This is a genomic window from Paraburkholderia aromaticivorans, assembly GCF_012689525.1.
Classification (GTDB): domain Bacteria; phylum Pseudomonadota; class Gammaproteobacteria; order Burkholderiales; family Burkholderiaceae; genus Paraburkholderia; species Paraburkholderia aromaticivorans_A.
This window is the reverse complement of record NZ_CP051515.1, coordinates 3,382,971-3,396,092: the sequence shown is the minus strand read 5'-3', so window position 1 is coordinate 3,396,092 and position 13,122 is coordinate 3,382,971. Positions and strand designations below refer to the sequence as shown.

Sequence of the window (13,122 nt, the reverse complement as noted above, 5' to 3'; positions counted from 1 at the left end):
CTGATGCGCCCGGCCGTCGCTCGGGAACGTTGCATCTGCAACAGGATGCGTGTCAGGCGTATCCTGTTGCCTCCAACGTTCAACCGAGGGGCGCCGCATGCTGAAACCCGAGATCGACAGCCTGGTCCCGCACGTTCCCTTTGACCGCCGTACCTTCATCAAGGCGGCGCTCGGCACCGGCTTCGCCGCCGCCGTGCTGCCGGTCTCGGCGCAAACCATTCATACCAACAGTGACGGCCTCGAAGCCGGCGAAGTGGCGGTGCGCTCCGGTGACACGCTGGTGCCGGCCTATCGCGCGCAGCCGAAGGGCAAGACGCACTTGCCGGTGATCGTCGTCGTGCACGAGGCTTTCGGCGTGCACGAGCATATCGCCGACGTGTGCCGGCGCTTCGCCAAGCAAGTCTATCTCGCGATCGCGCCAAATCTGTACGAACGGCAGGGCGATCCGACTGCGTACACGAGCATTCAGCAGCTCAGCGAGCAACTGATCAGCAAAGTGCCGGACGCACAGGTGATGGGCGATCTCGACGCGACCGTCGCCTGGGCTGGCGAACATGGCGGCGATCTGAACCGGCTAGGCGTGAATGGCTTCTGCTGGGGCGGGCGAATTGCGTGGTTGTACGCCGAACATAACCCGGGGCTGAAAGCGGGGGTTGCGTGGTATGGGCGGGTAACGGGCGAAAAAAACGCGATGACGCCGGAGAACCCGCTCGATGAGGTCGCGCAGCTTCGTGCGCCGGTGCTGGGGCTTTACGGATTGCAGGATCAGAGCATCCCGCAGGCCACGCTCGAACAGATGAAGCAGGCTATCGCGCAAGGTCCGCAAGTGGGACGCGGTTCGCAGTTCGTCGTGTATGACGATGCGGGTCACGCGTTTTTTGCGGATTACCGGCCGAGCTACAAGAAGGCCGATGCGGAAGATGGCTGGCGTCGTGCGCTGGCGTGGTTCAAACAGCATGGGGTGGCTGGGATTGCGACTTAAGGCGGCCAGCGGGCCCGCGTTTCCTCGCTTGCGATAAAAAAAGGCCGTTGCGGCTTTCGGGCGGCAACGGCTTTTTGCTAATGGCGCGCTGCGGTTTTCGCTACGGCGCTCAAGGATTCGCGCCCGTCGCGATGGGCCGCTTCGGATCAGAACTCCACTCGCTCCACGATCCCGCGTACAGCGCCGCGCCATGCAGGCCGGCGACTTCCATCGCCAGGGCATTCACGCATGCCGTCACGCCTGAGCCGCATTGCAGGACCACGTGCTCCGGCGGCGTGTCGGTAAGCAGCGCGTGGTATTCCTCGCGCAACGTATGAGCCGGCTTGAAGCGGCCGTCGGCGGTGAGGTTGTCTTTAAAGAAGCGGTTGAGCGCGCCGGGAATGTGGCCGCCGACACGGTCCAGTGTCTCGTTCTCGCCGCGATAACGGTCGGCCGCGCGCGCGTCGACCACCACGCGCTCTTTCGAGCCCAGATTGCGCTCGACCGTTTGCGCATCGACCGTCACGGACAGCGGCGCGCCTGCTTTGAAGTCGCCCGTGTTCTGGGCCGGCGCGTCCTGCGTCAGCGGATGACCGCCGGCTTCCCATGCCTGCAGCCCGCCGTCGAGTAGCGCGACCGCGTCGTGACCGAGCCAGCGCAGCAGCCACCATGCACGGGCGGCGTACATGCCGCCTTGCGCGTCATATGCGACGACCTGCTGGCCCTGCTTCAGGCCGCGCGACTCCAGCGTCTCCACCAGCCGCGCGCGATCCGGCAGCGGATGGCGGCCGTTGTGACCGTTCTTCGGCCCCGACAGATCGCGGTCCAGATGCAGGTAATGCGCGCCCGGCAGATGCCCGGCCAGATAGGCTTTTTCGCCCGCTTCCGTGTCGGCCAGATCGAACCGGCAATCGATGACGAACACGCTGCCCGGCGCAGCGGCAAGCCGTTCCGCGAGATTGGTCGCGGAAATCAGAGTGGTGTAATGAGTGTGGGGCATGACGTCTCCTCGATGCGGGCGATGGCGGCTCCGTTTGGCGGCTTGCCGCCGGCAACGGATGGCCGAGCTATGTCGTTAGTCTAAACAAAAAAAGACGGGCCGAAGCCCGTCTTTCCATGCGTTGATTGCTGCCAGAAAAATCTGGTGAATCTGGCCATCGCCGATCAGATCGTACCGAGTTCACGCCGCAAGAATTCGTGGAAGTGCTGCATGCCGTCTTCCATCGGGCTCTGATACGGGCCGACCTGCGATTCGCCGCGATTCATCAGCGCGCGGCGTCCCGCGTCCATGCGTTCTGCGATCTCGTCGTCTTCGCGGGCCGTTTCCATGTAGGCGGCGCGCTCGGCTTCGACGAACTCTCGCTCGAACAGCGCGATTTCCTCAGGGTAATAGAACTCCACGACGTTGGTGGTTTTCTGCGGACCGCGCGGAATCAGCCACGACACCACCAGCACGTGCGGATACCACTCGATCATGATGCCCGGGTAGTACACCATCCAGATCGCGCCGAATTCCGGCGGATTACCGCCGCGAAAGCGCAGCACTTCGTCGTGCCACTTGCGGTACGTGGGGCTGCCCGGTTGCTCCAGATCCTTGTGCACGCCGACCGTCTGGACGCTGTACCACTCGCCGAACTCCCACGTCAGGTCGTCGCAATTGACGAAACTGCCGAGGCCCGGATGGAAGGGCGCGACGTGATAGTCCTCCAGATAGACCTCGATAAAGGTCTTCCAGTTGTAGTTGCACTCGTGCACTTCGACGTGATCGAACATGAAGCCCGAAAAATCGAAGTGTTCCTTGGTGCCGAGCCGCGCCAGATCGCGCGCGACGTCGCGCCCCTGCGCTTCGAACAGCAGGCCTTGCCAGTTCTGCAGCGACGTGGCGCCGAGATTCAGGCAGGGGTTATCCGCGAAATGGGGCGCACCGAGGAGCTGGCCGTTCAGGTCGTACGTCCAACGGTGCAGGGGGCAGACGATGTTCTCCGTCTGGCCGCGGCCGTTGAGCATGATGGCTTGCCGGTGGCGGCACACGTTCGACAGCAGTTCGACTTGCGACTGCTGGTTACGGACGAGCACACGCCCTTCGCTCTCGCTCGGCAAAGCAAAATAATTCCCCGCCTCGGGCACCATGAGATCGTGGCCGATGTAACGAGGACCTTTCTTGAAAAGGGTGTCGATTTCGCGCGTTAGAAGCGCTTCGTCAAAGTAAGCCGTGACTGGCAGCTGGCTGTGGACAGACCGCAACTGCAATGCATTGCTCAGATTGGACATTCCCACTCCCGTGAAGACGTGAAAGCAGTGAACAACCCAACCATCGAAGATTCGATTTAGGGAGCCCGCGATTATACCCGTTTCCCCTTGTTTGGGGCCGTTAAGTGCCTGATTTGGGTCAAAAATCTCAGGAAAGTTCGGCTTTTTAGCCGCAGACCGATCGTTTTTTTTCTGCGAGACTGCTGGGACGGCGCACAGCGGGAAGGCGAGGCGTAGGGCGGCGGCGGCTCGGAAATATCGCTTTTGCCGTAGAATGTTCGACTTGTTTTAATTTTGCGACTATTCATGGCGAAGACCGCGTCGAAAGATACTGCTGCCACGCCAGCCGAAGGCGTCGACACCACGCCGCTGCCCGAGAATTACGAGGCCGCTCAGGCGGAGCTGGAAGGGCTGGTTGCACGCATGGAAAGCGGCAATCTCAGCCTCGAGGAGTCGCTCACCGCCTACCGGCGCGGCGCCGCCCTCGTGGCGTTTTGCCAGCAACAGCTCGAGAAAGTCGAGCAGCAGGTGCGCGTGCTCGACGGCGAGACGCTCAAACCGCTGCCCATGAATACCGCAGGCACAGCCGCTACTGAAAGCGGGGACGACCTATGACATTCGAACAATGGATGCGCTCGGTACTGGAGCGCGTCGAAACGGCACTAGAACATTACCTGCCGACCGAGGCAACCGAGCCCGCCACGCTGCATGAAGCCATGCGCTACGCGGTGCTGGGCGGCGGCAAACGGGTTCGCCCGCTGTTGTGCCACGCGGCCGGCGAGCTGACCGGCGCGCGCGCCGAATGCCTTGACGCGGCAGCAGCGGCACTGGAAATGATCCACGTGTATTCGCTTGTCCACGACGACATGCCGTGCATGGACGATGACGCGCTGCGTCGCGGCAAGCCCACGGTACACGTCAAATATGACGAAGCCACGGCATTGCTGGTTGGCGACGCGCTGCAATCTCAGGCGTTCGTCTCGCTCACGTCGGACGTTCTGGCCCCGGCGCAGCAGGCCGCGCTCGTGCGCGAACTGGCGCTGGCGAGCGGTTCGATCGGCATGTGCGGCGGGCAGGCTATCGACTTGGCGAGCGTCGGCCACACGCTGACGCGCCCGCAACTCGAAACCATGCACCGTCTAAAGACCGGCGCGTTGCTGCGCGCCGCGGTGCGCATGGGCGCGCTGGCGGGCGAAACGCCGGACGCGGACGCCATGCGTTCGCTCGACGCGTATTCGGCCGCTGTCGGCCTCGCGTTTCAGGTCGTCGACGATATTCTCGACGTCACGACCGATTCCGCGACGCTCGGCAAAACGGCAGGTAAAGACGCGAAGGACGGCAAGCCGACCTACGTGTCGATTATTGGGCTCGACGCATCGCGCGCGCTCGCAGCGCAACTGCGCAGCGACGCTCACGCCGCACTGGCGCCGTTCGGCGCACGCGCGCAGCGTCTTGCCGAATTGGCCGACCTGGTGGTGAACCGGGTTAGCTGAACGCGAAAGCCCGCCGCCGCGCGCCTCCGTTGCGAGGCGCATGTATGAAGTGCGGGCGCGTAAGTTTTCCTACAATGGAACGACGATGTACGACTTGCTGAAAACCATTGACGACCCGGCAGCCCTGCGCCGCCTTGATCGCCGCCAATTGCAACCGCTTGCCGACGAGTTGCGTGCCTTCGTGCTCGACAGCGTATCGCAGACGGGCGGCCATCTTTCGTCCAACCTCGGCACGGTCGAGTTGACCATTGCTCTGCACTATGTGTTCGACACGCCGCACGACCGGATCGTCTGGGACGTCGGCCATCAAACCTATCCGCACAAGATCCTGACGGGCCGCCGTGACCAGATGCACACGCTGCGTCAACTGGGCGGCATCTCGGGCTTCCCGAAGCGTGACGAGTCGGAGTACGACACGTTCGGCACTGCGCACTCCAGCACGTCGATTTCCGCCGCGCTCGGCATGGCGATCGCGAGCAAGCTGCAGGGCGACAACCGCACGGGCATCGCCGTGATCGGCGACGGCGCAATGACGGCCGGCATGGCGTTCGAGGCGATGAACAACGCCGGCGTCGAAGACGACGTGCCGCTCCTCGTCATCCTGAACGACAACGACATGTCGATTTCGCCGCCGGTCGGCGCGCTGAATCGCCATCTGGCGCGCCTGATGTCGGGCCGCTTCTATGCCGCCGCGCGTGCCGGCGTCGAGCGCGTGCTGCGCGTCGCGCCGCCCATGCTCGACCTCGCCCGCAAGCTCGAAGAGCACGCCAAGGGCATGATCGTGCCGGCCACGCTGTTCGAAGAGTTCGGCTTCAACTATATCGGCCCGATCGACGGCCACGATCTCGATTCGCTGATCCCGACGTTGCAGAACATCAAGGAACTGCGCGGCCCGCAATTCCTGCACGTCGTGACGAAGAAAGGCCAAGGCTACAAGCTGGCCGAAGCCGATCCGGTGCTGTACCACGGCCCGGGCAAGTTCAATCCGGCTGAAGGCATCAAGCCCGCCACCACGCCGTCGAAGAAAACCTACACGCAGGTGTTCGGCGAATGGCTGTGCGACGCGGCCGAGCTGGACGCACGTGTCGTCGGCATCACGCCGGCCATGCGCGAAGGCTCGGGCATGGTGGAGTTCGAGAAGCGTTTCCCGGACCGTTACTTCGACGTCGGTATCGCCGAGCAGCATGCGGTGACGTTCGCCGGCGGTCTGGCCGCGGAAGGCATGAAGCCGGTGGTCGCGATCTATTCGACCTTCCTGCAACGCGCTTACGACCAGCTGATTCACGACGTCGCGCTGCAGAACCTGCCGGTGGTGTTCGCCATCGACCGCGCGGGTCTGGTCGGCGCGGACGGCGCAACGCACGCGGGCGCTTACGATCTGGCGTTCCTGCGCTGCATCCCGAACATGACGGTGATGGCCGCGTCGGACGAAAACGAATGCCGCCAGATGCTGTACACCGCGTTGCAGCAGTCGAACCCGACGGCGGTGCGCTACCCGCGCGGCGCCGGCACGGGCGTCGCCACTGTCAAGCAGATGGTGGCGCTGCCGCTGGGCAAGGGCGAGACTCGTCGCGAAACGTCGCAGCCGGCGGGCAAACGTATTGCGATTCTGGCGTTCGGCACAATGGTCGCGCCGTCGCTGGCCGCCGCCGAGCAGCTGGACGCGACGGTCGCGAACATGCGCTTCGTGAAGCCGCTGGACGCCGATCTGGTCCGTCAGCTGGCCGAAACGCACGACGCCATCGTCACGGTCGAAGAAGGCTGCGTGATGGGCGGCGCGGGCTCGGCTTGCGTCGAAGCCCTGCTTGAAAGTGGGGTTATGCGACCCGTACTACAATTGGGCCTTCCCGATCGGTTCATCGATCATGGGGACCCGGCTAAGCTGCTCGCCGCGTGTGGTCTCGACGCCGCGGGTATCACCAAGTCGATCCGCGAGCGCTTCCTGTCGAGCGGAGCGGTCGGCGGCCAGTCGTCGGTGAAGCGCGTCGCGTAAAGCGTCGCCGCTCGCGGTGCGGCCGCCGTGCCATGGCGGCCATAAGCAATCTCCAACTTGAATCCGGTGGGCCTCGGGCCCATCATCCAACGCCGGCAGGGGCCGGCGTTCGCCGTTGCGCGCCTTGATCCGCGGCCGCTGGGAGCCGCCAAGCCTGTCGCTTCGCGACAGCCCTCGTGAGCGGAATGCCCCAAGGGCTTTCTGCGGAGCGAAAGACTCGGAGCGGTCCGGCGTTTCCTGAAAGGACAAGAAATGAATCAGATGAATCCCGCCTTTGTGATGCCCGATGTGCAAAGCACGCCCGACACCCGTCAGATCCCGATTCAACGGGTCGGCGTGAAGGCCGTGCGCCATCCGCTGGCGGTGCGCACGCAAAGCGGCGAGGTGCAGCCGACAGTCGGTACGTGGAATCTCGACGTGCATCTGCCGGCTGACCAGAAGGGCACGCATATGTCGCGTTTCGTCGCGTTGCTCGAAGAGAACAAGGCGCCGCTGGAGCCGGCCACGTTCCGCACCATGCTCGCCGCGATGCTCGAAAAGCTCGAGGCTGAGGCCGGCCGCATCGAAGTGTCGTTCCCTTACTTCGTCAACAAGACCGCGCCGGTGTCGGGCGTGCAAAGCCTGCTCGACTACGAAGTCACGTTGACGGGTGAGACTCGCAACGGTGCGACGCGTCTGTTTCTGCAGGTGCTGGTACCGGTGACTAGCCTGTGCCCGTGTTCGAAGAAGATCTCGCAGTACGGCGCCCATAACCAGCGCTCGCACGTCACGATCAACGCCGAACTGACGGGCGATGTGGCCGTGGAAGAACTGATCCGTATCGCCGAAGAAGAAGCCTCGTGCGAACTGTGGGGCTTGCTCAAGCGCCCGGACGAGAAGTTCGTCACCGAGCGCGCCTACGAGAATCCGAAGTTCGTCGAAGACCTCGTGCGCGACGTCGCGCAACGTTTGAACGCGGATGAGCGGATCGTCGCCTATGTGCTGGAAGCGGAGAACTTCGAGTCGATTCACAATCACAGCGCGTACGCGGTGATCGAACGGGATAAGCGGGCGGCTTGATAGGCGCTTTAGCTGACTGAACAAAAAAGCCGCTTCTTTTGAAAGCGGCCTTTTTACGACCAAACAACGCGTGGCTCAGCGTGCGAGGGACGTCAGATCCCAGCGCGGTTTCACCGTGAACGCGTAGTCTTTGCCCGACTGATCCGGCCAGCGCTGCAGTCGCAAGGCGCCGGCCAGCGCGATCATCGCGCCGTTGTCCGTGCACAGCGACAAGTCCGGATAGTGCACGTAGAAATTGCGCTTCTTCGCGGCGGCGGACAGCGCCTCGCGCAACTGCCGGTTCGCGCCGACACCGCCCGCGACGACCAACCGGTTGAGCTTGGTCTTCTTGAGCGCGGCCAGTGACTTCGCCGCCAGCACATCGACAGCCGCGTCGACGAAGCCGCGCGCCAGATCGGCTTTGGCCTGCTCGCAGATATTCGAGCCGCCGAGCTTCTTGGCGTGCGTGAGGACAGCGGTTTTCAAGCCGCTGAAGCTGAAATCGAGGTCGCCGGAATGCAGCATGGGACGCGGCAGGACCACCGCGCCGGGCGTGCCGAATTCAGCCATGCGCGACACTTCCGGGCCGCCCGGGTAACCGAGGCCGAGCAGCTTGGCGGTTTTGTCGAAGGCTTCGCCAGCGGCGTCGTCCAGCGTTTCGCCGAGCGTTTCGTAGACGCCCACGTCCGTCACGCGCATCAGTTGCGTATGACCCCCGGACACCAGCAGTGCGACAAACGGGAACGGCGGCGGCTCATCCACCAGCAGCGGCGACAGCAAATGCCCTTCAAGGTGATGAATGCCGATGGTCGGCTTGTCCCACGCCATGGCCAGCGAATTGGCGACGCTCGCGCCGACCAGCAGCGCGCCCGCGAGGCCAGGGCCTTGCGTATAGGCGATTGCGTCGATGTCGCTGCGGACCGTGCCGGCGCGTTCCATCACCTCTTCGAGCAATGGCAGCGCGCGACGGATGTGATCGCGCGACGCCAGTTCCGGCACGACGCCGCCGTACTCCCGATGCATCGCAATTTGCGAATGCAGCGCGTGCGCGAGCAGGCCACGCTCCGTGTCGTAGAGCGCGAGACCGGTTTCGTCGCAGGAGCTTTCGATGCCGAGAACGAGCATGATGGTGGGCTTGAGCGGACGCAGAAGCGACAAAACTCCGGCGCCCGAAAGTGAGAAGGCAAGCTTCAAAGTATAGCAGCGCGGGCAAGGCGCCGCCGACGCGCGGGTACAATGCGGCCCCATGGAATCCTTCGATATCGCAGTGATCGGCGCGGGCGCGGCCGGCATGATGTGCGCGGCCGTGGCCGGGCAACTCGGCCGCCGTGTGGTGCTGATCGACCACTCGCAGCGTCTCGCGGAGAAGATCCGCATCTCCGGCGGCGGCCGCTGCAACTTCACGAATCTGTATGCAGGCCCGGCTAATTACTTGTCGGCCAATCCGCATTTTTGCCGCTCGGCGCTCGCGCGCTATACGCCGCGTGACTTCATGGCGCTGCTCAAGCGCCATCATGTGACGTGGCACGAGAAGCACAAGGGCCAACTCTTCTGCGACCAGTCGAGCGACGCGGTCATCAATGTGCTGAAGAATGAGTGCGACGCGGGCCGCGTGGCGTGGCGCGCGCCGTTGTCGGTCGAGCAGGTGCGGCAGGATCCGGAAGGGCGCTTCACGCTGGATACGCAGGCGGGGCCGATCGTCGCGCGCGCGCTCGTGGTCGCGACCGGCGGGCTGTCGATTCCCAAGATCGGCGCCACCGATTTCGCCTACCGTCTTGCCAAGCAGTTCGGTCACAAGCTGATCGATACGCGCCCCGCGCTGGTCCCGCTGACCTTTGCTGCCGCAGACTGGGAGCCGTTCGCGGCGCTGTCCGGCGTCTCGCTGGAAGTGCAACTGGCGACCGGCAACAAAAAGACCGGTGCCGAATTCAACGAAGACCTGCTGCTCACTCACCGCGGTCTTTCCGGCCCGGGTGTGCTGCAGATATCGAGCTACTGGCAGCCCGGCGAGCCGATTCACATCGACTTGCTGCCTGAGCGGGACGCCACGACCGCCTTGCTCGAAGCAAAGACCGGCACGAAGCGGCAGATCGCCAATCTGTTGTCGGAATGGGTGCCGCAGCGGCTCGCCCATGTCTGGCTGGAAACCCATCAGATTCCCGCCGAAGCTCGCGTGGCCGATTTGCCGGACAAAACCCTGCGTCGTGTCGGTGAGGCTTTGTCGCGCTGGACGCTCACGCCCAACGGCACGGAAGGCTATCGCAAAGCCGAAGTGACGCGCGGCGGCATCGACACGCGCGACCTGTCGTCATCGACGATGATGAGCGCGCGCGCGCCGGGCTTGTACTTCATCGGCGAAGCCGTCGACGTAACCGGCTGGCTGGGCGGCTACAATTTTCAGTGGGCATGGGCGTCGGGTGTGGCGGCCGGCGAGGCCGCCGCGGAGTATGCCAGCGGGGCTTGACGGCGCTCTGGCTTTGTGAGAAAGCTCTGCTATACTCCTGAACCTTTACAAAGTTCCGTTATTGAAAATGACGGCCATCCGCGTAAAAGACAACGAGACAACGAGCCGTTTGAAGTTGCCATGCGCCGGTTCAAGCGCAGCATGGAGAAAAACGGCTTGCTGACGGAACTTCGCGCTCGCGAGTTTTACGAAAAGCCTACGGCCGAGCGCAAGCGTAAGAAGGCGTCTGCGGTAAAGCGTCATTTCAAGCGTCTGCGTAGCCAGATGCTGCCAAAGAAGTTCTACTGATTCTGGCGTTGCCGCGGTTCCCGTTTAACGGAGCGGCGACATCCAACCGGTGAGGGCGCGACAGGTGCCATCACGGAAAACACGGCCCTTCGGGCCAGCCGGCAGGGTCGCAATCACAACGCACAGTGTGCCAACCCGCTTGAGGAAGCAGTCCCAAGCGGGTATTCGTGTTGATGCGCGTGTTGAGGTGGTGAGTCTGGCCGGTTTTTCAAATTCCAACGCATTCAGGTGAGTGATGAGTCTCAAGGACCGGATCAACGACGATATGAAGGCCGCCATGCGGGCACGTGAGACCGAGCGCCTCGGCACGGTCCGCCTGCTGCTCGCCGCGATCAAGCAGCGCGAAGTCGACGAGCGCATCACGCTCGACGACACCGCGATCACCGCTGTCATCGACAAGATGATCAAGCAGCGCAAGGACTCGATCAGCCAGTTCGAAGCCGCTGGCCGCACCGACCTGGCCGACAAGGAAAAGGCCGAGCTGGCGATCTTGTCTGCTTATATGCCGGAACAGATGTCCGAGGCGGAGATCGTTGCCGAAGTCCAGGCCGCGGTGGCGCAAACCGGCGCAAACGGACCGCAGGACATGGGCAAGGTGATGGGCGTGCTCAAGTCGAAGCTGGCCGGCCGCGCCGACATGACCGCTGTTTCGGCGCAAGTCAAAGCCGCGCTCGCGAAGTAAATTTCCGTATTTTCGCGTCGTGCATGCTGTTTTTCGACGGCGTGCGCGGCGTTGAGTTTTTTAAGGCAGCGTCATTTACTGTGATTCCACCGTCATTCCTGCAGGACCTGCTCAACCGCGTCGATATCGTCGACGTGGTCGGCCGGTATGTGCAGTTGAAAAAGGGCGGCGCGAACTTCATGGGGCTGTGCCCGTTCCACAACGAGAAAAGCCCTTCGTTTACGGTTAGTCCGACTAAACAGTTCTATCACTGCTTCGGCTGCGGCGCGCATGGTACGGCCATCGGGTTTCTGATGGAGCATGCCGGTTCCTCGTTTCCGGAAGCGGTCAACGAACTGGCGCAGTCGGTCGGCTTGACCGTGCCCAATGAACCATCGCCGGGATATGGCGGCGGCGGCTCAGGCGGTGGCTATGCGCCGGCGGCGTCCAAAGCAGTCACCACCGCGCTTTCCGATGTCATGCAGACCGCCTGCGACTTCTATCGCAAGCAACTGCGCAGCGCGCCGGTCGCGATCCAGTATCTGAAGAAGCGCGGCTTGACCGGCGAGATCGCAGCCCGTTTCGGACTCGGCTACGCCCCGGACGGCTGGCAGAACCTCGAACCGGCCTTTCCGAACTACCGCGACGATTCGCTGGTCGAATCGGGGTTGGTGATCGTCAGCGAAAAGTCCGACGCTCAGGGCCAGAACCGCCGGTACGACCGCTTTCGCGAGCGGATCATGTTCCCGATACGTAATGTGAAGGGGCAGGTGATCGGCTTCGGCGGCCGCGTGCTGGACAGCGGCGAGCCCAAATATTTGAATTCGCCCGAAACGCCATTATTTAACAAAGGCAGCGAGCTGTACGGGCTGTTCGAGGCGCGTCTGGCGATCCGCGAACAGCACTACGTGTTGGTCGTGGAGGGCTACATGGACGTGGTCGCGCTGGCCCAATTGGGGTTTCAGAACGCGGTCGCCACGCTCGGCACGGCCTGCACGCCGATTCATGTGCAGAAACTGATGCGCCAGACCGACACGGTCATCTTCAGTTTCGATGGCGATTCGGCCGGCCGGCGCGCTGCTCGCCGTGCGCTGGATGCCTGTTTGCCGCACGCGGCCGACAACCGGACCATCCGGTTCCTGTTTTTGCCGTCCGAGCACGATCCGGACAGCTATGTGCGTGAATACGGCACCGAGGCCTTCGCCGAGCAGGTCGAGCGGGCCATGCCGCTGTCGCAGTTCATGCTGAACGAGGTGCTGACCGGCAAGGAGCTGGATCAGCCGGAAGGCCGCGCCCGCGCGCTGTTCGACGCCAAGCCGCTGCTGCAGGCGCTGCCGGCCAATGCGCTGCGCGCGCAGATCATGCATATGTTCGCCGACCGGCTCGACGTGCCATTCGACGAAGTCGCCGCGCTGTGCGAGGTCGATTCCCGAATCGCGGCGGCCGCCCGCGCCGCGCCGGCCCGCAAAGACCGGCGCAGTGTGACCGGGATCGAGGAAAAAACGCTGCGCAATCTGGTGATGTATCCGCGCACGGTGGGCGTGCTGGACGAAGAGGCTGAACAGGCGTTGCTCACGGTCACGCGGCACGGTGAACTGTTCGAGGAAGTGACGACGCACGCGCGTGCGCTGGGCGATTCGGCGGAGTTTCAGTTGTTGTCCGACCTATTGCGAAACGGCGCGAACGCCCCAACTTTCGAGGAAATCTTTCGCAAAATTCTAGACTATGATGAAAACGTCCGGGATTTGCTGCTGAAGGACCCGGAAGATGCGACCGTCATCGAGGAACGGCGCGAGCAGGAACGGATCGTTGGAGAGGAACTGAAGGCGGCGATCCTGAAGATGCGGTATGACGCTTACTGTGATCGTCTCGAGCAGCTTTCACGGCAATCCCGGCACACACCGGAGGAGTTTGCGGAGCTTTCGGAGCTCAATCGGAAGCGGTCTGACATGAAGCGCCAGCTCGGGCTGTAGG

Annotated in this window: 12 protein-coding genes; 9 read left to right on the top strand and 3 right to left on the bottom strand. The window is 63.4% G+C overall.

Annotation, left to right across the window (positions count from 1 at the left end; translation table 11 throughout):
- Positions 1 to 97 precede the first annotated feature (97 nt).
- Entirely contained in the window at positions 98 to 982 is an 885-nt protein-coding gene (locus HF916_RS27000) for a dienelactone hydrolase family protein (RefSeq protein WP_168791785.1), read from the top strand.
- Between the two features lie 109 nt (positions 983 to 1,091).
- On the opposite strand, the gene HF916_RS26995 is transcribed toward HF916_RS27000, so the two are convergent.
- Positions 1,092 to 1,961, bottom strand: coding sequence for a sulfurtransferase (locus HF916_RS26995; RefSeq protein WP_168791784.1), 870 nt, complete (start codon positions 1,959 to 1,961; stop codon positions 1,092 to 1,094).
- 164 nt (positions 1,962 to 2,125) lie between these two features.
- Positions 2,126 to 3,232 carry an aromatic ring-hydroxylating oxygenase subunit alpha gene (locus tag HF916_RS26990; RefSeq protein WP_168791783.1) on the bottom strand — a complete coding sequence of 369 codons (1,107 nt, stop codon included), beginning with the start codon at positions 3,230 to 3,232 and terminating at the stop codon, positions 2,126 to 2,128.
- Between the two features lie 285 nt (positions 3,233 to 3,517).
- Here HF916_RS26990 and HF916_RS26985 point away from each other — a divergent pair, with 285 nt between their 5' ends.
- The 4 genes from HF916_RS26985 to folE2 all read left to right on the top strand — a co-directional run bounded on the left by HF916_RS26985 (position 3,518) and on the right by folE2 (position 7,756).
- The gene (locus tag HF916_RS26985; RefSeq protein ID WP_007178839.1) at positions 3,518 to 3,826 is read left to right on the top strand and encodes an exodeoxyribonuclease VII small subunit; all 309 of its coding nucleotides are present in this window, start codon (positions 3,518 to 3,520) and stop codon (positions 3,824 to 3,826) included.
- Positions 3,823 to 4,704, top strand: a complete 882-nt coding sequence (locus HF916_RS26980; protein WP_168791782.1) for a polyprenyl synthetase family protein — start codon at positions 3,823 to 3,825, stop codon at positions 4,702 to 4,704. Before HF916_RS26985 ends, HF916_RS26980 begins: the two co-directional genes overlap by 4 nt.
- Positions 4,705 to 4,789: 85 nt before the next feature.
- On the top strand, positions 4,790 to 6,697 hold the full coding sequence (gene dxs / locus HF916_RS26975) for a 1-deoxy-D-xylulose-5-phosphate synthase (protein WP_168791781.1): 1,908 nt from the start codon (positions 4,790 to 4,792) through the stop codon (positions 6,695 to 6,697).
- A gap of 252 nt (positions 6,698 to 6,949) precedes the next feature.
- Positions 6,950 to 7,756, top strand: coding sequence for a GTP cyclohydrolase FolE2 (gene folE2 / locus HF916_RS26970; RefSeq protein ID WP_168791780.1), 807 nt, complete (start codon positions 6,950 to 6,952; stop codon positions 7,754 to 7,756).
- 75 nt (positions 7,757 to 7,831) lie between these two features.
- Here folE2 and tsaD read toward each other — a convergent pair whose 3' ends face one another.
- Positions 7,832 to 8,860: a tRNA (adenosine(37)-N6)-threonylcarbamoyltransferase complex transferase subunit TsaD gene (tsaD, locus tag HF916_RS26965; protein ID WP_168792174.1), complete on the bottom strand. Its 1,029-nt coding sequence runs from the start codon at positions 8,858 to 8,860 to the stop codon at positions 7,832 to 7,834.
- Between the two features lie 121 nt (positions 8,861 to 8,981).
- On the opposite strand from tsaD, the gene HF916_RS26960 reads away from it, so the two are divergent.
- The 4 genes from HF916_RS26960 (at position 8,982) to dnaG (ending at position 13,121) form a co-directional block, all read left to right on the top strand.
- Positions 8,982 to 10,199, top strand: coding sequence for an NAD(P)/FAD-dependent oxidoreductase (locus HF916_RS26960; protein WP_168791779.1), 1,218 nt, complete (start codon positions 8,982 to 8,984; stop codon positions 10,197 to 10,199).
- A 120-nt stretch (positions 10,200 to 10,319) separates the two neighbouring features.
- Entirely contained in the window at positions 10,320 to 10,487 is a 168-nt protein-coding gene (rpsU, locus tag HF916_RS26955) for a 30S ribosomal protein S21 (protein ID WP_168792173.1), read from the top strand.
- Between the two features lie 235 nt (positions 10,488 to 10,722).
- Positions 10,723 to 11,169 (top strand): GatB/YqeY domain-containing protein, encoded by a 447-nt coding sequence (locus tag HF916_RS26950; RefSeq protein WP_168791778.1) that lies wholly within the window; start codon positions 10,723 to 10,725, stop codon positions 11,167 to 11,169.
- 80 nt (positions 11,170 to 11,249) lie between these two features.
- Positions 11,250 to 13,121 (top strand): DNA primase, encoded by a 1,872-nt coding sequence (dnaG, locus tag HF916_RS26945; protein ID WP_168792172.1) that lies wholly within the window; start codon positions 11,250 to 11,252, stop codon positions 13,119 to 13,121.
- Position 13,122 lies beyond the last annotated feature (1 nt).